Source organism: Oleisolibacter albus (assembly GCF_003336875.1).
Taxonomy (GTDB): Bacteria; Pseudomonadota; Alphaproteobacteria; order Azospirillales; family Azospirillaceae; genus Niveispirillum; species Niveispirillum album.
The window spans coordinates 219,735-241,375 of record NZ_QGNJ01000006.1; the positions used below are offsets into that span (position 1 = coordinate 219,735).

Annotated in this window: 19 protein-coding genes; 11 read left to right on the plus strand and 8 right to left on the minus strand. The window is 69.9% G+C overall.

Translation table 11 applies throughout. From position 1 onward, the window contains the following. Window positions 1-97: 97 nt before the first annotated feature. Both DK368_RS10615 and DK368_RS10620 read right to left on the minus strand, forming a co-directional pair. Window positions 98-580 (minus strand): RidA family protein, encoded by a 483-nt coding sequence (locus DK368_RS10615; RefSeq protein WP_114393920.1) that lies wholly within the window; start codon window positions 578-580, stop codon window positions 98-100. Window positions 581-1,121: 541 nt separating this feature from the next. Then, window positions 1,122-1,688: a transglutaminase-like cysteine peptidase gene (locus DK368_RS10620; RefSeq protein ID WP_162305985.1), complete on the minus strand. Its 567-nt coding sequence runs from the start codon at window positions 1,686-1,688 to the stop codon at window positions 1,122-1,124. 105 nt (window positions 1,689-1,793) lie between these two features. Between DK368_RS10620 and DK368_RS21640 the strand changes: the two genes are divergently transcribed. The 4 genes from DK368_RS21640 (at window position 1,794) to DK368_RS10635 (ending at window position 6,292) form a co-directional block, all read left to right on the plus strand. Continuing rightward, a complete protein-coding gene (locus tag DK368_RS21640) occupies window positions 1,794-2,003 on the plus strand; it encodes a hypothetical protein (RefSeq protein ID WP_162305986.1) in 210 nt (69 codons plus the stop codon). Window positions 2,004-2,204: 201 nt separating this feature from the next. Continuing rightward, window positions 2,205-4,415: a TonB-dependent receptor gene (locus DK368_RS10625; RefSeq protein WP_114393922.1), complete on the plus strand. Its 2,211-nt coding sequence runs from the start codon at window positions 2,205-2,207 to the stop codon at window positions 4,413-4,415. 115 nt (window positions 4,416-4,530) lie between these two features. Then, window positions 4,531-5,214 (plus strand): Fe2+-dependent dioxygenase, encoded by a 684-nt coding sequence (locus tag DK368_RS10630; protein ID WP_114393923.1) that lies wholly within the window; start codon window positions 4,531-4,533, stop codon window positions 5,212-5,214. A gap of 427 nt (window positions 5,215-5,641) precedes the next feature. Then, window positions 5,642-6,292, plus strand: a complete 651-nt coding sequence (locus DK368_RS10635) for an energy transducer TonB (protein WP_114393924.1) — start codon at window positions 5,642-5,644, stop codon at window positions 6,290-6,292. A gap of 24 nt (window positions 6,293-6,316) precedes the next feature. On the opposite strand, the gene DK368_RS10640 is transcribed toward DK368_RS10635, so the two are convergent. The 4 genes from DK368_RS10640 to DK368_RS10655 are packed head-to-tail and all read right to left on the minus strand — an operon-like array spanning window position 6,317 to window position 10,331. Next, window positions 6,317-7,252 carry a metal ABC transporter permease gene (locus tag DK368_RS10640; protein ID WP_114393925.1) on the minus strand — a complete coding sequence of 312 codons (936 nt, stop codon included), beginning with the start codon at window positions 7,250-7,252 and terminating at the stop codon, window positions 6,317-6,319. Then, window positions 7,249-8,490, minus strand: a complete 1,242-nt coding sequence (locus DK368_RS10645) for a metal ABC transporter permease (protein WP_240002437.1) — start codon at window positions 8,488-8,490, stop codon at window positions 7,249-7,251. Before DK368_RS10645 ends, DK368_RS10640 begins: the two co-directional genes overlap by 4 nt. Continuing rightward, entirely contained in the window at window positions 8,487-9,338 is an 852-nt protein-coding gene (locus tag DK368_RS10650; protein WP_114393926.1) for a metal ABC transporter ATP-binding protein, read from the minus strand. The genes DK368_RS10645 and DK368_RS10650 overlap by 4 nt, the downstream gene beginning before the upstream one ends. Before the next feature lie 3 nt (window positions 9,339-9,341). Continuing rightward, window positions 9,342-10,331, minus strand: a complete 990-nt coding sequence (locus DK368_RS10655) for a metal ABC transporter solute-binding protein, Zn/Mn family (protein WP_114393994.1) — start codon at window positions 10,329-10,331, stop codon at window positions 9,342-9,344. Window positions 10,332-10,452: 121 nt separating this feature from the next. On the opposite strand from DK368_RS10655, the gene mntR reads away from it, so the two are divergent. After that, window positions 10,453-10,893, plus strand: a complete 441-nt coding sequence (gene mntR, locus DK368_RS10660; RefSeq protein WP_240002438.1) for a manganese-binding transcriptional regulator MntR — start codon at window positions 10,453-10,455, stop codon at window positions 10,891-10,893. Between the two features lie 9 nt (window positions 10,894-10,902). Here mntR and DK368_RS10665 read toward each other — a convergent pair whose 3' ends face one another. Further along, entirely contained in the window at window positions 10,903-11,943 is a 1,041-nt protein-coding gene (locus tag DK368_RS10665; RefSeq protein WP_240002439.1) for a LysR substrate-binding domain-containing protein, read from the minus strand. 238 nt (window positions 11,944-12,181) lie between these two features. Between DK368_RS10665 and DK368_RS10670 the strand changes: the two genes are divergently transcribed. The 3 genes from DK368_RS10670 to DK368_RS10680 all read left to right on the plus strand — a co-directional run bounded on the left by DK368_RS10670 (window position 12,182) and on the right by DK368_RS10680 (window position 16,058). Next, entirely contained in the window at window positions 12,182-12,451 is a 270-nt protein-coding gene (locus DK368_RS10670; RefSeq protein WP_114393928.1) for a hypothetical protein, read from the plus strand. A gap of 192 nt (window positions 12,452-12,643) precedes the next feature. Next, window positions 12,644-13,837 carry an acetyltransferase domain-containing protein gene (locus DK368_RS10675; RefSeq protein ID WP_205028142.1) on the plus strand — a complete coding sequence of 398 codons (1,194 nt, stop codon included), beginning with the start codon at window positions 12,644-12,646 and terminating at the stop codon, window positions 13,835-13,837. 64 nt (window positions 13,838-13,901) lie between these two features. After that, window positions 13,902-16,058, plus strand: coding sequence for a TonB-dependent siderophore receptor (locus tag DK368_RS10680; protein WP_114393929.1), 2,157 nt, complete (start codon window positions 13,902-13,904; stop codon window positions 16,056-16,058). A 26-nt stretch (window positions 16,059-16,084) separates the two neighbouring features. Here the strand turns inward: DK368_RS10680 and DK368_RS10685 are convergent, their stop codons facing one another. Next, window positions 16,085-17,041 carry a hypothetical protein gene (locus tag DK368_RS10685; RefSeq protein ID WP_114393930.1) on the minus strand — a complete coding sequence of 319 codons (957 nt, stop codon included), beginning with the start codon at window positions 17,039-17,041 and terminating at the stop codon, window positions 16,085-16,087. A gap of 162 nt (window positions 17,042-17,203) precedes the next feature. Here DK368_RS10685 and DK368_RS10690 point away from each other — a divergent pair, with 162 nt between their 5' ends. The 3 genes from DK368_RS10690 to DK368_RS10700 are packed head-to-tail and all read left to right on the plus strand — an operon-like array spanning window position 17,204 to window position 21,611. Continuing rightward, entirely contained in the window at window positions 17,204-18,949 is a 1,746-nt protein-coding gene (locus tag DK368_RS10690; RefSeq protein ID WP_114393931.1) for a VWA domain-containing protein, read from the plus strand. Continuing rightward, window positions 18,946-20,205 (plus strand): VWA domain-containing protein, encoded by a 1,260-nt coding sequence (locus DK368_RS10695; RefSeq protein WP_114393932.1) that lies wholly within the window; start codon window positions 18,946-18,948, stop codon window positions 20,203-20,205. The genes DK368_RS10690 and DK368_RS10695 overlap by 4 nt, the downstream gene beginning before the upstream one ends. Then, a complete protein-coding gene (locus tag DK368_RS10700) occupies window positions 20,202-21,611 on the plus strand; it encodes an SrfA family protein (RefSeq protein WP_114393933.1) in 1,410 nt (469 codons plus the stop codon). The genes DK368_RS10695 and DK368_RS10700 overlap by 4 nt, the downstream gene beginning before the upstream one ends. Window positions 21,612-21,641: the final 30 nt, after the last annotated feature.

Here is a 21,641-nt window from a genome sequence, read left to right on the forward strand (position 1 = left end):
CGTCTGGTTGACGTTTTCCCCTGGGTGATCCGTGCGCCTGTCGCGCATCGATTTTATTCCAAGGGCCGGGGATGCCCCCCGGCCGAACCCGGTCCCATTACTTCGCCTTGGCGGCGACGACCTCGATTTCCACCAGCATGCCGGGGCTGGCCAGGGCGGCCACCTGCACGGTGGAGCGCGCCGGCTTGTTGGGCTGGTCGGCTGTGCCGAAGAATTTGCGGTAGCTGTTCATCATCCCGCCGAAATCCATCTGGCCGCCCTTGTCCGGGTCGCCGACCAGATAGACATGCATCAGCACGACATCGCCCATGGTCAGGCCCTGGGCCTTCAGCGTGGCCTGGATCTTGGTCAGCACATCCAGGGTCTGCGCTTCGGTGTTGCCGAAGGACTGCACGCTGCCCTTGGGCGCGGCGGGATCGGTCACGGACGGCACCGTGCCGCTGAGGAAGACCAGATCCGACCCGCCCGGCACCAGGACCGCCTGGGCGATCGGGAAATTAGGCACATCCACCCGCTTGATCTCCGCCGCCTGGGCCAGACCGGCCACGGCCGCCAGCATCAGGCCCAGGACGGGACGCATTGCTTTCACCATCACTCTCCCCGCTCTCTTTCGCTTGTGGAGGATTCTGCTGAGGGGCGGCCCCAAGACCGGGTTAGCCCACCCGCGGCGGCATCTGAAGCCGCAGGCCCCTGCACTCTGGGGCCAGGGTCACCAGGGGCCGACCGCCGCTGGTCACCACCGGATGGGTCGGACCGGACCGGGACAGCGGCGACCCGCCTGCTCCAGGCCGTCCACCGCCTGTCCGGGCCGATCGGACAGCGCCTCCCGGCACCTCCACCACCCGGACGATGCGTTTCACGACAACGGTGACACCGTGCTTGGCCATGCCGCCCCCTTCTCCTGTCCGGGCTGCGGCAGCCGCCGGCGCCCGCCCATCCCTCGACCGGGGTATAGGCAAGTTCCGTGCCATCGACGATGTCGCACGGATGCTGGCGTTCGCTGTCGCACAGTTCAGCCACCGCCCCTTTGCATTGCACAATTATGCGGCGACGCACACAAACCGCCCAAATCGCGGGCGATCAGGGAATAACTGCAACAGCCATACGTAAGCAGGCTCAGTTTATTGCTGACGGCCGACCGGCCCGGGCAGATCCGACGGCCGCTCGGCCAACTGGGACGGCGGACCGGGATCGATCCGCCACCAGATGGGCTGGCCCGGCATTTCCTGGGCGACGAAACGGTAGCCCAGTGCCAACGCATCCGACACCGTCAGCAGCCGGGACACGCGGTCATCAAGGAAAACATCGCCCTGACTTGTATGCAGCCCCAGCAGCAGGTGGTGGCCGTCACGGCCGGGCAGTTCGACCACCGTCGCCCGCAGGGCCCCGCGGGGAAAGCCACGCCGGACCAGCCGGTGGATGGCGGTCATCACCACATCATCACAGTCACCGGCCAGCCCCTGCCCGCCGGTCCCGACAATGGACCAGACATCCTGGCGGTCCGGCCGCCGGACCAGGGCCTGCACCACCTGGCGGTGGATGAGGCGGGCCATGCCCAGTTCGGCCTGATTGCCCTCGATCCGCTCGGGTCCCGTCAGTTCGTCCCGGCCGCCCAGATCGGGGGCGCAGCCCGGATCGCGGTCGCCATAGGCACCGCAATAGGCCCGGTACTGCGCCAGCGGCTGCACCGGCTCCGTCCGCACAAGGCCACCGGCCGTGCCATTGGTGGCAAGCGCAGGCAGCGGCAGCAGGGCGAGAAGGCAGGCGCCCAGCCCCAGCCGCCGGAAAATTTCATGTCCAAAAGCGCCGCCGCCGCGAACAACGAACGGAAAATTCAGAGCAAAAAACCGCAAGACAAATACTTTCGTCAAATAATATTCCGCACACGCAAAGCATTTTTGTGCGATGCAAAATGCCGCACGCCAGCACTCCCGGCTGATCCCGCCAGTGATACGCATCCGACGTTAACCGCCGCCTTGACGTTTCCTCCGGCGTCACAATGACGATCCCCGCCTTTATTTCAATAGGACAAGGTTCCCCACCCTTTAAAGCGCATATGACTTTGTAAGGCCAGCCCCCGAGGAATACGCAGGCGGCACGCCTCTTCTGCAAAAAATTGAGAGTAAGTATCAAAAACACGATTGCGCGGCGCAGCAGTGCCAACTAAGAACGATTAGCATTCCTAATCAGAAGGGTTTCAAGAGATGGGGGTTTTGGTTCGCCGTGCTGGCCGGGGTTCGGTCGCCGAGGCGTTCTTCGCCGGTTCCGCCCTGGCCACGATGATGGTGTCGGCGCCGGTGGCGACGGCTGCCGCGGAGGAGGCCACGGTGGTGCTGCCGCCGGTGTCCGTGCAGGAGAAGTCCGCAGAGGACAGCTACAAGCAGAAGACGGCATCCTCCCCGAAGTTCACCGCGCCGCTGCTGGATACGCCGCGCAGCGTCACCATCATCCCCGAAATCGTCATCCAGCAGTCCGGCGCCACCTCGCTGACGGACGTGCTGCGGACCACGCCGGGCATCACCCTGGGCTCCGGTGAGGGCGGCAACCCGGTGGGCGACCGCCCGTTCATCCGCGGCTTCGACGCCATGACCGACACCTTCGTCGACGGCGTGCGCGACACCGGCTCCCAGTCCCGTGAGGTGTTCAACCTGGAGTCCGTCGAGGTCAGCAAGGGACCGGGCTCGTCCTACACCGGCCGCGGCTCGGCCGGCGGCAGCCTGAACCTGGTCAGCAAGACTCCGAAGGCCAATGATTTCGGCGGCGCCTCGGTCACCTTCGGCACCGACGACACCAAGCGCCTGACCACCGACCTGAACAAGACGGTGACGGACACCATCGCCGTCCGCCTGAACGCCATGGCGCACGATGCCGACGTGGCCGGGCGCGACGAGGTGACGGTCAGCCGCTGGGGCCTGGCACCGTCCATCACCTTCGGCCTGGGCCGGCCGCTGCGCGCCACCTTGAGCTATTACCATCTGTCGACCGACGACATGCCGGATTACGGCCTGCCCTACAACCAGGCGACCGGCAAGCCCGTGGATGTGGACCGGGACACCTTCTATGGCCTGACCACCCGCGATTTCCGCGAGACCACGGCCGACACCGGCACGGCCCAGTTCGAATACGACATCCTGCAGAATCTGACGGTCCGCAACACCACGCGCTACAGCCGTTCGACCAACGACTATATCGTCACCAACCCGGATGACAGCGCCGGCAACGTGGCCAAGGGCTATGTCTGGCGCTCGCCCAAGACCCGCGACAGCATCAACCGCACGCTGGTCAACCAGACCGACCTGTACGGAACGACCAACACCGGGTTCCTGGCGCACAGCTTCTCCGCCGGCGCCGAGTTCAGCCGCGAGAAGACCTACAACAACCCCTATGCCTTCACCCCGGCCATCACGCGTGCCACCAACTGCAACGTGACCGCCGGCGCCGCGTCGAACTACAACTGCACCACGCTGGCCAATCCGAACCCGGACGACCCGTGGAACGGCACGATTTCCAAGTCCCCGAACTTCACCCGCACGCGGGTGGAGAGCGCCTCGGCCTATGTCTTCGACACGGTGACCATCACGCCGCAATGGTCGATCAATCTCGGCGTGCGCTATGACGATTACGACGTCAAGGCCGAGACCCAGGCCACGGGCAACAATCCGCTGCGCAACAAGTCCAATTTCTGGAACTATCAGACGGGCATCGTCTACAAGCCGGTGTCCAACGGCAGCATCTACGTCAATTACGGCACCTCATCCAACCCGTCGGGCACCGATGCGGGCGAGGGCACGCAGAGCGTGGCCCTGAACAACAAGGACCTGGATCCCGAGGACATCAAGTCCTACGAACTGGGCACCAAGTGGGAGCTGTTCCAGAACAAGCTGATGCTGACCGCGGCCATCTTCCGCAACGAGAAGACCAATGCCCGCGTCAGCACCAGCACCGACAGCACCCTGTCGCAGGAACTGATCGGCGAGCAGCGGGTGGATGGCGTGGAACTCAGCGCCTCCGGCTCCATCACCGAACAATGGCACGTGTTCGGCGGCTACACCTACCTGGACGCCGAGATCGTCGATGACGGGCCGACCGCCAGCAATGACGGAAAGCGCTTCCCCAACACCCCCCGCCACAGCTTCAACCTGTGGAGCACCTATGACGTGACCAAGGACGTCACGCTGGGCGGCGGGGCCACCTATTTCTCCCGGCGGTACGGCAATCCTGCCAACACCCTGTATGTGCCGTCCTTCTGGCGTTTCGACGCCATGGCCAGCTATCAGGTGGCGGAGAATGTGGGGCTGCGTCTCAACGTGCTGAACCTGACCAACGAGCGCTATTACGACAAGCCCTACACCACGCACTTCGCCACGGTGGCACCGGGACGCTCCGCCACATTGACCGCCAGCTTCAATTTCTAAGTCAGTACCGGTCTGATACGGGTGCGGACCCAACCGCACCCGACAGTCCCCGCAGGCGGCGGACGGTCCCGGTGGGCCGGTCCGCCGCCTGTTTTCCGTTTCAGGAGGCGCACCCATGCTGATCGAGATTCCCGAGGTCCTGTCCAAGGACGAGGTCGCGCGCTGCCGGGCCATGATGGACGCGGCCGAATGGGTGGACGGCAACGTCACCGCCGGCGTGCAGTCGGCCATGGCCAAGAACAACATGCAGCTGCCCGAAGGGTCGCCCGCCGCCCGCAGCGTCGGCACGGCGATCCTGGACGCCCTGGCCAACAATCCGCTGTTCATTTCCGCGGCACTGCCGCTGAAGGTGTTCCCGCCGCTGTTCAACCGCTATGCCGGCGGCCAGTCCTTCGGTATCCATGTGGATAATGCCATCCGCCCGCTGCGCGGCACCGATTTCCGCATCCGCAGCGATCTGTCGGCCACCCTGTTCTTCGCCGAACCCGACGAGTATGACGGCGGCGAACTGCGCATCCAGGACACCTACGGCACCCATCAGGTGAAGCTGCCGGCGGGGCACATGGTACTGTACCCGTCCACCAGCCTGCACGAGGTGACCCCGGTCACCCGCGGCGCCCGCGTCTGCTCCTTCTTCTGGATGCAGAGCATGGTCCGCGATGTGGGCGAGCGCACCCTGCTGTTCCAGCTGGACAGCAGCATCCAGCGGCTGGCCGCCGAGCGCGGCCACAAGGATGCCGAAGTCATCGCCCTGACCGGCGTCTATCACAATCTGATCCGGCGCTGGGCCGACGCCTGATGCCGATGGCGGCATCGGCCACAACGCCATGCCGCCGGACTGCGCGTATGGCCCGGCTTCCAGACGCTGCCGGGCCGCCGCGGCCGGGGGTGCGGCAGCGAAGGGAATTGCGAAGCATTTTCATTCGCGCTATCAAGGACCTCGGTGTGGGCGAAGGACAGAGGCCATGGGGCTCAGCGCACAGATGGCACGGCCAGGGGCCGCACAGCAGCGGACGCAACCGGCGTCACGCCGGCCGGCCGTCACCCTGGTTCCAACCGATGGCATGTCGGAAGATACCGCATCGGCCGGGGCCGTCATGGCCCATGCGGGTCCGGCGTCAGCCATGGTGACAACGGAGCCGACCGCTGTCGTCCCGGACGCGGACCCGCGCCCCCTGTCCCGCTGGCACCGGACGCATCTGGCCACAACAGGACAGCGGGGCCGGATGCCGGCCCTGGTCCTGACCATCGGCGCCCATCTCGGTGCCTTCGCCCTGGTTCTGACCGCCGGCGGCCTGGTGGTGGACAAGGCGCCGGAGCCCCTGACCACGGTGGTGCTGAATGCACCGCCGGCGCCGATCGACATGCCGGCGCCGATGCCGGTGGCGGCACCCAATCTGACGACACCGCCGCCGCCGCCCATGCTGCTGCCGGTGCCCAAGGTCACCATCGACCGGCCACCGCCACCGACACATTTCTCCCTGCCGCCGTCAACGCCCGTGGCCGCCGCCAGCGCGGCCGTGGCCAGCCCCGGCTCGACAGGCCAGACGGCAGCCGGACCGACCGGCGGCTCCACATCCTCCGCCGCGGCCTCGGCCAGCTACGAGTCCCGGCTGCTGGCGCATCTGCTGCAGTACAAGCGCTATCCCCGGGCCGCGGTGAAGACCAAGCTGCAGGGCGTGGCCTGGGTCCGGGTCCGTTTCGACCGCCAGGGCCGCGTGCTGTCGGCCACGCTGGAGCACAGCTCCGGCCGCGGTATCCTGGACGACGAGGCACTGGAGCTGATGGCGCGCGCCGCCCCCTTCCCCGCCGTGCCCGACGAGATCGAGGGCAGCGCGCTGGAACGGGTGGTCCCGGTCGAATTCAAGCTGACCTGAGCCGGCGGTTCAGGACCAGCCGGTTCAGGCCGGGTGGCCGCGCCGCCGTGCCAGCATGCCGTAGCGCGGGGCCAGCAGCACCGCCAGCCCCAGCATCAGCCCGGACAGGCTGGCGATCATGCCGGCAGCGTTCAGCGACCAGCCCAGTCCCAGCAGCAGCGGCAGCGGCCCGGCCAGGGCATAGCCCAGGGCGCCACAGCCCGCCCCCAGCCCCAGGCTGAGCCAGAATTGCCGGTCATAGCGGTCGGTCAGCAGCCGCGCCGTGGCCGCCGGGCAGGCCAGCATGGCCACCACCAGGATCGACCCCACCGCCTCGAACGAGGCCACGGCGGCGAGGGCCAGGGCCAGGACCAACCCGTACTGGATCACCCCGGCCGGCAGGCCCATGGCCGTGGCCAGGGCCGGGTCGAAGCAGGTCAGCTTCAACGGCGACCAGAAGGCGGCGATCAGCAGGCCGATGCCCAGATTGAGGGCGGCCAGGGTCAGCAGCTCCCGCGGCAGGTCGGCCAGGGCCGCCGGGTCCAGCAGCGCCGACCAGCCCGCCGGGGCCAGCCACAGCACATCCTCCAGCTGGCCATAGAGCACGCAGTCGGCATCGAGATCGACACCACGGGCCGCCCCCTGCTCCAGCAGCACCACGCCCAGGGCGAACATCAGGGTGAAAACCACACCCATGCTGGCTCCGGCCTCGATCCGGCCCAGGCGGCGCACCGTCTCGATCAGGATGGCGGCGATGCCGCCGGCCGCCATGGCCCCCAGCAGCATGGGGCCGGTGGCGCGCGTGCCGGACAGCAGGAAGGCCAGCACGATGCCGGGCAGCACGGCATGGGAGATGGCATCCCCCACCAGGGTCTGCCGCCGCAGCACCAGGAAGTTGCCCAGCATGGCGCACAGGCTGCACGCCAGCACCGCCGTCAGCCCGGCGGGAAAGTCCAGTTGCAGGAAGGTGGCCGCCGTCATCGTGCCGCCTCCGCGCTGTCCCCCACCGCGTCCAGCCGGGCCAGCAGGCCGGCCGGCAGCACCCGCTCCGCCGGGTCCACGCCCCAGCGGGTTCCATCGGGCACGGCATGGGGGTCGAGGCGCAGGGCCAGTTCCCAGCGGCGGAGATTGCGTTCCAGCGGCTCGGCCACGGCCCGGCCATGCGGCGTCAGGCGGCCAGAGGCGTCCAACAGGCCGCGCAGGCGCAGCCAATGGCCCACGACGCCGCGCGGCGGCAGCGGCCGCCCACGCACGGCGCCGGCCAGCAGCGTGACACGGGTCAGGCGCAGCCGCAGGCCAAGCTGGCGTGCCAGCGCCGCCAGCACGCCGCGCCCGGGCGCCAGCAGCAGGCTGACCAGGAAGAAGACGCCGGCCACCAGCACGATGACGGCGCCGGTCGGCAGGTCCGGCACGGCACCGGACAGGGCCGTGCCCAGGGCGCCGCTGGCCCCGCCGAAGCAGGCGGCCAGCCAGAGCATGCGGTCGAGCCGGTCGCTCCAGAAGCGGGCGGCCACCGGCGGGATGACCAGGAAGGCCACCACCAGCACCAGCCCCACCGTCTGCAACCCGGCCACGGTGACCACCACGGCCAGCGCCAGCATGCCCAGATCCAGCAGCGCCACCGGCCAGCCCAGGCCGCGGGCGAAATCCGGGTCGAAGCAGACCAGCCGGAATTCCTTGTAAAGGGCCAGGGCCGCCAGGGCGGCCCCCCCGGCCAGCACCGCCATGGTCCAGGCCTCGCCCCGGGTCATGCCGGCGGTCTGGCCCAGGATGAAGGTGCCCAGGCCCGCCTGCCCGCCGGTGGGCAGGCTCTGGACCAGGGACAGCAGCACCACGCCCAGACCGAAGAAACCGCCCAGCACCCCGGCGATGACGGCATCCTCGGCCAGACGGGTGTGGCGCGACACCTGCTGCACCAGCCAGACGGCCAGACTGCCGGTCAGCGCCGCCCCGGCCAGCAGCAGCGGCAGATTGCGCGTGGTCAGGCCCAGGGCCGACCCCAGCAGGAAGGCCAGCACCACCCCGGGCAGGGTGGCATGGCCCAGCGCATCGCTGACCAGGGCGCGTCCGCGCAGGAAGGTGAAGGTGCCGACAACGCCGGCGGCGATGCCCAGCAGCGTGGCCCCGGCCAGAACCACGGCGGCATTGTGCCCGGCCCGGAAGGTCAGGATCTCCGCCACGCGCAGCCAGACATCCAACGGCCAGACCTCCATGCTCATTCGGCGCTCCGCAGGGGGACAAGCGCCGCATCCGCCGGCACCGGCCCGTCCAGGGCCGCACCGCCATAGGTCCGGCGCAGCAGCGACGGTGTCAGCATGTCGGACACCGGGCCGTCGGCGATCTTCTCCACATTCAGCAGCAGCACATGCTGGAAGCGCTGGGCCACGGTCTGCAGATCATGGTGGACGCAGATGACGCTGCGGCCCTGGCGGTCGAGATCCTGCAGCACATCGAGGATGGCCTGCTCGGTGGCCGCGTCCACCCCGGCGAAGGGTTCGTCCATGAAATAGAGCCGGGCCTCCTGCGCCAGAGCACGGGCCAGGAACACGCGCTGCTGCTGGCCGCCGGAGAGCTGGCCGATCTGGCGGCCGGCATAATCGGCCATACCCACCTTGTCCAGGCAGGCCAGGGCGGCGTCGCGGTCGGCACGGCCGATCCGCCCCAGCAGGCCGATGCGGCCATAGCGGCCCATGGCCACCACCTCCAGCGCGGAAACGGGGAAATCCCAATCGACGCTGCCGCGCTGGGGGACATAGCCCACCTCGCGCCGCCGGCGGGACAGCGGCGCACCGAACACCGTCACCTCCCCCGACAGCAGCGGCACCAGCCCCAGACAGGCCTTGATGAAGGTGGATTTACCGGCGCCGTTGGGGCCGACCACCGCCACCAGTCCGCGCGCCGGCGCCGTGAAATCCACGCTCCACAGCACCGGCTTCTGGTGATAGGCCACCGACAGGCCGCGCACGGCCAGCGGCGGCGCCAGGGCGGTCACGGGCACCGTGTGCGGCGGTGTCAGGGCCGTGGCGCCCTGGACCCAGGCGGCGGCGTGGCTGTGCCAGATGACCATGGGCTACTCCTTCACGGCGGCCAGCCGGCCGTTCATGCCACCGGCCGGCACCTGCCCGCCCAGGGCGCGGGCAATGGCGCTGACATTGTGGTCGATCATGCCGACATAGGTGCCCTCGTAGCTGCCGGGGGCGCCCATGGCGTCGGAAAACAGCGGCGTGCCGATGCGGACGCTGTGGCCACGGGCCGCCGCCCCCTCCACCAGTGCCCGCACATTGCGGTCGGACACGGTGGTCTCGACGAAGACGGCGGGGATGCGGCGCTGGACCAGCAGATCGACCAGTTCCTGCACCCGGCGCAGCCCGGCCTCGCTTTCCGTGCTGATGCCCTGGATGCCCTGCACCTCGAAGCCATAGGCGCGGCCGAAATAGTTGAAGGCGTCGTGGGCCGTGACCAGCACCCGCCGTTCCGCCGGCACCGACCCCAGCACCGTGCGGGCATAGGCGTCGAGCGTGTGGAGACCGGCGCTGTAGTCGGCGGCCCGCTGGGCCACGGCATCGGCCAGATCGGGGCGGTAGGCCGCCAGCCTGGCCTGCACCTGCCCGGTGGCGCGCAGCCAGCCGCCCACATCCATCCAGACATGGGGATCGTACTGGCCGGCGAAGGCGTCCGGCGCCAGCAGGTAATCGTCGCCCAGCCCCTCCGTCACCGCCAGCACTGGCCGGCCGCTGCCGGCCACCCGCACCAGCGCGTCGGTCATTTTCCCTTCGAGCAGCAGCCCGTTGTAGAAGACGATATCCGCCGCCATCAGCCGGGCCACATCGGCCCGCGTCAGCTTGTAGGTGTGGGGATCGACGCCGGAGCCCAGCAGCACCTCCACCCTGGCGGCATCGCCGGCCAGGGCACGGACGATGTCGCCCACCATGCCCGTGGTGGCCAGCGCGGTGAAGCGCTCCGCCGCCCCCGCCCGCCGCAGCGGCAACAGCGACAGCCCCGCCAGCAGGGCCAGGCCCTGCAGCACGGGACGGCGTCCGGTCCGGCGGTGACGATCCATCTGCTCCCAGCTCCCGAAAATCATGCCATGGCTAAACTCTTGGGTCTGGGTAAACAGTTGTCAAGGGGCGGTGGTTCCGCCAATGTGCGGCGGGGCGTGAAAAGAGCGGGATTCAGGCGTGGTGGCGGACGAAAACGGTGCGGCCCGACGGGCGGCGGTGTTCCAGCGGATCCGGGACGCCCACCAGACCGAGGTGGCCGAGGATTATGTGGAACTGATCGAGGATCTCATCGGCGATCTGGGCGAGGCGCGTCTGGTCGATGTGGCCGAGCATATGGGCGTGACCCATGCCACCGCCGCCAAGGTGGTGCAGCGCCTGCGCCGCGAGGGGCTGGTGCAGAACCGTCCCTACCGCTCGATCTTCCTGACCGAGACCGGCCAGCAGATGGCCAGCATGGCCCGCCACCGCCACCGCATCGTGCTGCAATTCCTGGAAGCCATCGGCGTGGACGAACGCACGGCCGAGATCGATGCCGAAGGCATCGAGCACCATGTCAGCGAGGAGACGCTGGCTGCCTTCGAACGGCTGACGGCGCAGTTGCAGGCGCGGCGCCGGGACTGACCAGCGGGGTCATCCCCTCGCTTCCTGCCCCTCGCCCCCCGGCCCTTCCGCGCCGTACTCCTCCACACCGCCGCCCATGGCCCGGCCCAGGCGGCGGCCATCGGCCAGGCACCAGCCGGCGGCGCAATCCATGACCAGGGCGGCCAGGGTCCGGAACTGCCAGGGCCGGGGCGAACTGGCGCGCCAGGCCAGACTGATCCAGCGTCCCACATCCGGCCGGTCGAACGGCGTCTGACGCAGCAGGTCGCGGAGCGGGTCCGGGTCGGGAATGCACAGGGCTGGCAGGATCGACCAGCCCTCCCCGGCGGCGACCATGTGGCGGAGCGTATCCAGGCTGGTGGCGTGGCGCCCGGCCGAACCGGCGGGCCGCCGGCTGCACAGCAGCAGCGCCTGGTCGCGCAGGCAATGCCCTTCCTCCAGCAGGATCAACCCCTCAGCCGGGAGCGAGTCCAGCGTCAGGCGGCCGAAATCCGCCGCGGCGGCACCGGGGGAATGGGCCAGCAGGAACGGCTCGAAGAACAGCGGCTCCAGCACCAGCCCATGGGCATCGACCGGCGGCGACAGGAAGGCGGCGTCGATCTCTCCGGCGCGGAGCTGTTCCAGCAGGTCCTGGGTGCGCACCTCGTGCAGGATGAGCTGCAGGCGTGGAAAGGCCTGGCGCAACGGGCGCAGCAGCCGCGGAAACAGATAGGGACCCAGCGTGGGAATGGCGCCCAGACGCAGCGGGCCGGACAGCAGGTCCGCCTGTCCCTGGGCCAGCCCCTGAGCCAGATCGATGAAGCGCTGCGCCTCCTGCAGCACGATCCGGGCCTGGGCCACCAGCCGCTTGCCGTCCGGCGTCAGCAGCACGCCGCGGGCGCTGCGTTCGAACAGGGTGATGGCGAGCCGCTCCTCCAGCCGGCGGATCTGGATGCTGAGCGAGGGCTGGGACACGGCGCAGCGCTCGGCCGCCTTGCCGAAATGGTGCAGGTCGGCCACCGCCACCACATATTCCAGATCCCGCAGGGACAGGCCGGCCAGGGTCATGGTGAACACAGGCTCATGGCGCACACGCAGCATTGATGCCGGCTATGGACCGGATTGACTCAATATATTTCCGCCGAGGTACGGCGGCCAGCATGCTGAGGGATAAGCCGGACCGGGTCCGGCAGAAAAGCATGTCGGAGGAAGTGCCATGGGTATGGTCATCCCGCTGCGGCCGGGACGGGCGATGGCGCCCCCCGCGCCGCCCCCTGCACAACCATCAGGCAGACCGCCGCCCGCCGGCCGCAGCCCGGCGGCATCCGCCATGTCGGAGCCGCCGCTTGCCGACCGTGTCGCCGCCTTCTGCCGGGGCCGGCTGCTGGAACCGGGCGCTGTGGCCGTGTCGCTGGAGAGCATCGCCTGGCATCTGGACCTGGAACGGTCCGCCGTGCAGGACGCGGTGGAGCAACTGGCGGATCAGCGACGGATCACCCTGCGCCCCTTCGCCCTGCGCAGCCGTCCGCATGTGGTGATCCAGGCCGTCTGCGGCATCGACGATGTGGCCGCCCCCGGCGGCGGACGACAGGACACCTGACCCCGCAGCCCTGGGCGGCACGCGGCCCGGGTTTCCCCCTCTCGACCGATGGCCCGGCGGCCGGTGCGGCCGGCGAAGCCGCTTTCCTCTTGCGGCAGGCCTGCCAACGTATGTTATATCGTAACATCCAATGACAAATGGGCATGTGCAGCGCAGCTGCCGGGGACAGAGTGGGTCGGGGGACGGGTGGGAATGACAGCGGCAGTTGAGAACGGCGCCATCCGCATGGACGCGCCGCGCGACGGGGTACGGACCCGTCTGGTGGCCATCGACGCCCTGCGCGGGCTGGTCATGCTGATCATGCTGCTGGACCATATCCGCGAGACCGTGTTCCTGCACCATCAGGTCGGCGACCCGGTGGACGCTGCCAGCGTCGATCCGGCCCTGTTCTTCACCCGCCTGCTCTCCACCCTGTGCGCCCCGATCTTCGTGGCCCTGACCGGCCTGTCGGCCTGGCTCTACGGGCAGTCGCACAGCCCGCGGGAGACGTCGCTGTTCCTGCTGAAGCGCGGCCTGTTCCTGATCGTGCTGGAGCTGACCCTGGTCAGCTTCGCCTGGAGCGCGCAGTTCCCGCCCCGGACTGTCTGGCTGCAGGTGATCTGGGCCATCGGCATCAGCATGCTTGCCCTGTCCGCCCTGATCCATCTGCCGCGGACGGCCCGCATCGCCCTCGGCCTTGTCATCGTCTGCGGCCATAATCTGCTGGACGGCATCGTGCTGGCGCCGGGCGATACCGGCTTTCCCCTGTGGGCCATGCTGCACCAGCGCGCCGTGATCGAGCTGGGCGGCGGCGCCATCGCCAAGACGACATATCCCGTGCTGCCCTGGATCGGGGTGATCCTGCTGGGCCACGCCATCGGCCCCTGGTTCGGCGGCGGCAGCCGCTGCGACCCGGCCAGGCGCAGCCGCCGGCTGCTGCTGCTGGGGGCGGGGATGCTGGCGGCCTTCCTGGTGCTGCGGCTGCCGGATCTCTATGGCGACCGCAGCTGGCAGGCCGGGCCGGACGGGCTGCGCACGCTGATCGCCGTGCTGGCGCTGACGAAGTATCCGCCATCGCTGCTGTTCCTGCTGGCCACGCTGGGGCCCGGCGCCCTGCTGCTGGCCCTGTTCACGCGCGGCAAGGACAGCCGCGTCCTGGGCTGGCTGGCCGTCATCGGCGGCGCGCCGATGTTCTTCTATCTGCTGCATCTCTACGTGCTGAGAGCGCTTTATCTCGGCGCCGTGGCCCTGTTCGGGCTGAACCAGGGATCGGTCTATGGCGTGGAGTCGGTCGCCACGCTCTGGCTCTGGTTCCTGCTGCTGCTGGTGCCGCTGTCGATCCCGACCGCCTGGTTCGCCCGGCTGAAACAGCGCCGGCGCGACCTGCGCTGGCTGAAATATCTCTGACCCGCACGGGTCTCCCCTGCCGGCCTGCCGGCCCCCCACGACCTGTAGACCCCTGAGGACAACAATGAAGATGCTGCGTTCCGGGCTGCGCCCCCTTCTGGCGGCCGGTGCCGCCTGCGTCGCCCTGCAGACCGCCGCCCCCGCCCAGGCCGCGGAAACGGCCGGCACGACCGCCCCGCTGGAGGACATCGTGGTCGTGGCCCAGCGTCAGGCCTACCGCAGCGACGTGCCGCTGATCGAGACGCCCCAATCCATCCGCGTGCTCGACGGCGCCCTGTTGGAGACGGCGGGCGTCACCGGGCTGGCCGAGGCGCTGGAGCTCAGCAGCGGCGTGGCCCGGCAGAACAATTTCGGCGGGCTGTGGGACAGCTTCGCCATCCGCGGCTTCGTCGGTGACGAGAATTTCCCCAGCGGCTATCTGGTCAACGGCTTCAACAACGGCCGCGGCTACGGCGGCCTGCGCGACGCCTCCAACATCGAGCGCATCGAGGTGCTGAAGGGGCCGAACTCCGCCCTGTTCGGCCGGGGCGAGCCCGGCGGCACCGTCAACATCATCACCAAGAAGCCGAAATTCACCCCGCAGGGATCGGTGGCCGTGTCGGCCGGCAGCTATGACACCTATCGCGTCGAAGGCGATGTCACCGGGCCGGTCGGCGACCGCATCGCCGTGCGCCTGACCGGTGCCGCCGAGGATGCCGGCAGCTTCCGCGACAGCATCGACAGCCGCAAATACACCGCCAGCCCGTCGGTGCTGGCCCGCCTGGGCGAGGCCACCTCGTTCAGCTACGAGGCCGAGTATGTGGACCAGAAGGTGCCGTTCGACCGCGGCATCGCCGCGGTGGATGGCGACCTGGGCGCCCTGCCCCGCTCCCGCTTCCTGGGCGAGCCGGCGGACGGACCGATGCGGGTGAAGGTGCTGGGGCACCAGGCCCAGCTGCAGCACGACCTGTCCGACGATTGGACCCTGCTGCTGGGAGCCGGCTACCGCGACACCTCGTTCAAGGGCTTCTCCACCGAGGCCGAACTGGCCGGCAGCCGCCAGACCCTGGAGGAGACGGGCACCCTGCTGGCGCGCCAGCGCCGCTACCGCGATTTCGAGACCGATTATCTGGTGCTGCGCGGCGAGATCAGCGGCCGGTTCCAGACCGCCGGCCTGACGCATCATCTGTTGCTGGGGGCCGACCGCGACCGCTTCGACATCGACCAGGTGCAGCGGCGTTATCGTCCGCCGGCCTACAGCGCCGGCCAGCCGGTGACCGCCGCCAGCAACGCCATCGACATCTTCGCGCCCGTCTATGGCAACCAGCCGGCGCCCAACGCCACGCTGGACGACAAGTTCGAGCGGCAGAAGGCCTGGGGCCTGTATGTGCAGGACCAGATCGACCTGACGGAGGCGCTGAAACTGCGGCTGGGCGGGCGTTTCGACGATTTCGACCAGTCCATCCACAACCGCGTCAACGGGCGGCGGCTCGGCAACGCCTATCGGGAATTCAGCCCCCAGGCCGGGCTGGTCTCTACGCTCACCGACACGCTGTCGCTTTATGGCGGCTATGGCGCGGGCTTCCGGCCCAACAGCGGCTTCGGCTTCAACAACCAGCCGTTCAGGCCGGAAAAGAGCGACAGCTACGAGGTCGGCGGCAAATATGCCGCTCTGGACGGGTCGATCACCGGCACGCTGGCCCTGTTCACCATGACCAAGACCAACATCCTGACCGCCGATCCGGTCAACACCGGCTATTCCCTGGCCATCGGCAAGGCGCGCAGCAAGGGCGTGGAGCTGGATGTGGATGCCCGCCTGCCGGCCGGGCTGGACCTGCACCTGTCCTATGCCTACACCGATGCCGAGGTGGCCGAGGACATGCTGGACCCCAATTTCAGCCTGCCGATCCGCGAGGGCGACCGGCTGATCAACATCCCCAGGCACAGCGGCAGCCTGATGCTGACGCGCGATTTCACCGGCTCCAGCGGCGACGTGGTCACCCTGGGCGGCGGCCTGACCTATGTGGGCAAGCGGCTGGGCGAGACCGGCGTGGATTTCACCCTGCCGGACTACACGCTGGTGAAGCTGATGGCGGCCTGGGCGCCGACCGATGCGCTGCGCCTGTCGCTGGACGTGGACAATCTGTTCGACCGCCGCTACTACGCCAGCTCCTATGCCCGGCTGTGGGTGGCCCCCGGCAGCCCCCGCACCGTCACCGGCCGCGTGCGCTACAGCTTCTGACCGGGGGATGGGGCCAGGACGGGCTGTCAGATGACGAAGTCGGTGACCTGCTGATAGGCGCCGACGGCGATCTCACCCTGGAAGGCGCTGACGCGCCCCCCCAGCTTCAGGCGCAGACTGTAGGCGCTGGTGGATTTGCCAGGGTCATGCTGGCGGAAGAAATGCACGCCGACACGATAGGTGCCGGACCGGGTGGGTTTCGTGTGCCAGCTGATATTCTCCACCGGCTCGGCGGTGAGCGCGCTGGCGAAGGCGTTGCGGTCCACATCCAGCAGGCCGCCGCAGGCCGACTTGCTTTCGAAGCAGATGCGCGACCCGTCCGGGCATTCCACATGCAGATCCAGGTCGTTGACGTCGTTCCAGATCAGGGAGACGTCGACGGCGCCCGAGGCGGCCCCGGCGCGGAACAGCCGGTTCAGGAAGGTGCGTTCCTGCGCCTCGGCCCGGGCCGCCGCTTCCGCCCGCTGCCGGCGCTGGGCCAGCCGGTCGCGCCAGTCGCGGATGAACCCGCCCAACTGGTCGGGCGGCGGCTGGACGCCGCCCTTCTGCATGCCCCAGGAGACGATGACCGGCTGCCCGTCCACCATCCAGACCTGTTCCTCGAACGGGACAGGCGCCAGCAACATCAGCGGCAACAGGGCGCCATAGAGGCGGCTGTCCTGCCCGCCGCCCGCCGCCAGATCCGCGGCCAGACCGCGGATGCGGTCATGGGCCTGCGCCAGCACGGTCAGGACCTGCCCCTGTTCCCCGTCCTCGAGGGCGGTAAAGGCGCGCACCACCCCAGGCCGGTGGGAGAACCAGGACACCTCCGACCCGTATTCGTTGAATTTCGGCAGGGCGAAATGGGTGGCGAGATCAGGCGACAGGCGCCGCGCCACCAGATGCAGCAGCTTCTCGGCATTGGCGGTGGCACCATGCCCGGCAGCACCGACGAACCGGTAATCGGCCAAATCGTGCCGGTCGAGAAGCTGTGCGGGCTGCATCCTCTGTCCCCGATTTAAATAACATTTTAAGCACAGGCCGGATCCGCGCATGTATCGGCGCGATGGCGGCGGGTTGATGAAGCCAACCCAGGCTAAACTGGTGGACGCAGATTGGTCTTATGGATATGTATACCCGGGGACTAGCCGTAATGAATAGTCGACATGGCGTTCGAGGTCAGACTTTGTGCAGGACCCGCAGGGGGCGCGGAACCTCGGACAGCGGACGGTCAGCCGATCTCCGCCGCCTATGCGTTTCTGTCCGGCCTGCTGAAGTCCCATCTGCCACCGACGGTCGCCGGCCTGCTGGCGCGTCCGCAGATCCGCTCCGGCCAGCTTGAATGGTATTCGGACCTCGCCGCCCAGGTGGTCCGGGCCGCCGATCTGGCACCGGTCCAGAAGCGGCGCCTCGATGCCCTGCTGGATGAGCGGCTGCACGCCCTGTCCGGACTGGCCGACCGGCTGACGGCCCAGGGCCAGGATCAGGCGTCCCGGCAGGTGCGCGCCCTGGCGCGCCGCCCCCGGCCGGAGGATCTGTTTGCCGTCGGCGGCCAACCCGTGATGATCAACTGGCACCTGCCGGGTGCCGGCCTGCCGGCGGCCCCCGCCGTCCCCCCGCCCGTGTCGGCCGGCCCGACTCCGGCGTCTGTCGCTCCGGCCTCCGTCGGTCCGGCGGCAGGCCGCGCCGCCACCGGCCACATGGCGACGGCCGATGGCGCCCCGGGCGGCTGGCGGCGGTGGCTGTGGCCGCTGCTGGGGCTGGTGCTGCTGCTGGTGCTCCTGGCCCTGGGACTGCGCGGCTGTGCGCCGTTGGGAGTGCCGTCGCTGCTGCCCCAGCGCGACCAGCCTCTTCCGGCGGCGCCGGCGGACCCGACCGCCGACTCGGACGCCGAGATCGCCCGGCTGGAACAGGCGCTGCGCGACAAGCTGAAGGCCTGCCCCGCCCCGGTGACGCCTCCGGACAGGACGCCGGCACCGCGCGCGGACATGGGTCCCGAGACCGCGCCGGCAGTGCCGGCCGGTCCGGCACCGGACCCGACCCCCACCGCGCCGCCCGCCACGCCGCCCGCCACGCCGCCCGCTGCCCCGCCGCCGCAGGCCGAGGTCACACCCGCGCCGGCACCGGCCAGTCCGGCACCGGCCAATCCGGCCCCAGCCGCCAAGCAGCCGGCCGCAAAGCCGTCACCCAAGCCAGCCCCCCCCAAGGCGACGGCCCAGGCCTGTCCGCCGCAGCGCCCCATCTGGGAAGCGCCGGAAGTGGTTCTGGTGCTGGATGCCAGCGGCAGCATGGGCCTGCCGGCGCAGTTCCCGACACGGGAGATCGCCCGTCTGCTGCGGGAAAGCGAGAGCCCCGATCCGCAGGTCCGCGCGGCAGCGCAGAAACGCTTGAAGCAGGCCGCCTACAAGGACAGCCGGCTGGCCGTGGCCGAGGATGCGGTCATCCAGACCCTGTCCACCCTGCCCGCCGACGTGTCCACCGGGCTGGTGGTGTTCGGCGACTGCCCCGGCACGGACAACTTCAAATTCTATTCCAACGCCGAGCGGCCGAAACTGGCGGGCGTGCTGCGGTCGATCCGGCCGCAGTCCGGCACGCCGCTGGCCCGCGGCATCGAGCGGGCCGGCACGATCGTCGATGGCCGTGACGTGCCCGCCGTCATCGTCGTGATCTCCGATGGGGAGGACAGCTGCGGTGGCGACCCCTGCGCCGTCGCGCGGGCGCTGAAGGCGCAGAAACCCAAGCTGAAGATCAACTATATCGACGCCTCCGGCGATTCCGACGCCACCTGCATCGCCCGGGAAACCGGCGGCAAGGTGCTGTCCGTGCTCGACGGGCGCTCCTTCGAGGAGTTGCTGCGCGAGGCCTATGAACAGCCGGTGCTGCCGCCCCACTGCCAGGGGAGCGGCGGATGACGCTGCGCCGCATCACCTCGGGCGCGCGGGCCGATTTCCGCCCCCTGGGGGCCGACGGCATCGTGCTGTACAGCGTGGCGGACAGGCTGCGGGCCGTGGTGGCGCGGCGCCTGGGGCCGGAGGCGGCCGGCATCCTGGCCGTGCCGCAGGCCTCCGAATCCGGGGAGCGGATCGACTGGCACACCACACTGGACGGGCCGGTGCGCCGGCTGCTGGATGCCGACGCGGGCGAGCAGCAGACCGTCCGCGCCGCCCTGGAGGCCGCCGACCGCCAGTTCCAGGCCCTGGCCGACCGGCTGGCCGGCGGCAGCGGCGAGGAACAGGGCTATGCCCGGCTGCTGCGTCTGGCCCTGTGCCATCCCGGCGATGCGCATGTCTTCATCGTCGGTGACCGTCCCGTCGTCAGCTTCTGGGGCTTCGCCCCTGTGCCCGGCACGCCGACACCCGGGCTGGCACCGCCGGAAGCCGTGCCGGAACCACCGCCGCCCCCCCGCCGCGACGGCCCGGCCCCGCCGCCCGGCCGGCGGTTCACGCCACTGGCCCTGTTGCCGCTGCTGACGCTGGGCTGGTGCGTGTGGCCCGACGCGCAACCGACCTGCCCGGCCGGGTCGGTGCTGACGCACGGCCGCGTCGTGCTGCTGGTCGACACCTCGGGCAGCATGCGCCTGCCGATGACGCCGGAAGCCATCGAGCTTTATCACCGGGTCCAGGCCGGCGACGTGCTGGCCGGAGCCCAGATGGAACTGCTGATGCGGATGACGCCGGAGAGCGAGGCGCGCATCGGCGCGGCGCGCACGGCAGTGGCGCATCTGGTCGACGGCCTGCCGCGGGAGACCGACATCGGGCTGGTCACCTTCGGCCATTGCCGCGGAGCCAGGACCGCCGGGATCTTCGACGGGGGGCATCGGAACGCGCTGCTGCACACCGTGGCTGCCATGAATCCGGAGCTGGGTACGCCGCTGGCCGACGGGCTGCGGCAGGCCGGAATGCTGGCCGGCAACGGCCCCGCTGTCATCACCCTGATCTCCGACGGGGAGGAGAGCTGCCAGGGCGATCCCTGCGCCCAGGCCAGAGCCCTCAAGGCCGCCAATCCCCGGCTGACCATCAATGTGGTGGACCTGTCCGGCGGCGCTGCCGCCAGCTGCGTGGCGGAGGCCACGGGCGGCAGCGTCTTCGCCCCCTCGACCCTGGCCGATTTCCAACAGTCCATCGGGCAGGCCGCCACCTGTTCCGCCCTACCGCAGGAGCCGTCATGACCGCGACCCAGCCCGCCCCGGGCGCCGGCCCGTTGCTGGCCCAGGACACGCTGGCCCGTTACCGCCCGCTCGGTGCCCATGGCCGCACCGTCCTGTCCGCCGCACCGCAGTTGCGTGCCGGCATCCGCCGGCAGTTGCAGGAGGAGGATGCCGCCTGTCTGGCCATCCCGCAGGTGAACGGATCGGGCACCGGCGTGGACTGGTACGCGCCCTTCCCCGGCCCGGTGGTGCCCTGGTCGGCCATGAGTGCCGAGGAACGGGCGGCGGCCAAGGCCGAGATTGACCAGCGCCGGGCGCGCCTGCAGGCCCATGCGGCGGCGCTGTTGGCGCGACAGCCGCGCGGCGATGCCGAGGTCTTCGCCAGCATGCTGCCGCATGTGCTGGAGTTTCCCGACGACAACCACATCCATCTGGTGGCCGGGCGGCCCGTGGTGACCTTCTGGGGGTTCCAGCCTCTGGCCGGCAGCGTGGCGCCCGAGCTGCCGGTGCTTCCCACGGACCCGCCGGGCGTGGCCGTGCCCATTGCCACGGGCCAGACCGGATTGCTGGTCGACCGCCCGCGGCGCCCCTGGTGGCACTGGCTGCTGGGCCTGCTGGGACTGCTGCTGGCCCTGGTGCTGCTGTCCTGGCTGCTGCGGTCCTGCGGGGTGCCGGGCGTGCCGTCGGTGCCCATTCCCGGACTGCCGGACCTGTCCGCCCCGCGGTCCCCGGATCTGCCCGCCATTCCCGTCGTGCCCGGCGGGTCTGGTCCCGTGGTCCCCGGTGTGGCTGTGCCCGGTGTGGCCGTGCCCGGCGGGACGGTCCCGGGTATGGCTGCCCCGGGTGCGCCCAACCCGGGCGCGTCCATGCCGGGCGTCACCCCGCCGTCCCTTCCGGGAGGCAACGAGGCCGGAACCCCGCCCGATACGCCGCCACAGCCCGCAGCCCCGCCGTCCGGCGACATGCCGGCCGGACCGCCGCCGACCCTGCCCGACCCGGCCGGCACACCGCCGATGCCGGGCACGCCGCCCGCCCCCGGCGTTCCGCCCACGCCGGAGACGCCGCTGCGCATTCCGGAACAAGCCCAGCGCGACGGCAGCGTCGACTTCCTCAACGGGCACTGGCGGTCACGCACCAGCCTGATGGATAGTCTCAGCGGGCGGCCGCTGGAGGTCACCTATGATTTCCAGGATGGCAAGGGCACCGTCACCGTCCATCGCAGCGACGGCACCCAGTGCAAGGGACCGATGGCGGCCCGCATGGCGGGCGGCGCCTTGCTGCTCGACCAGACGGCGGTCGCCGATTGCGGCGACGGCCAGGTGTTCGAGCCATCCACCGTGCAGTGCCGTCCCGGCGCCGATGGCACGGCGGCCTGCCAGGGTGCCCATGGCAGCGGCGCCCAGTTCCAGGTCCAGGTTGTGAAGTGAACCCGACGTCGAACAGGTTCGAGGACAAGA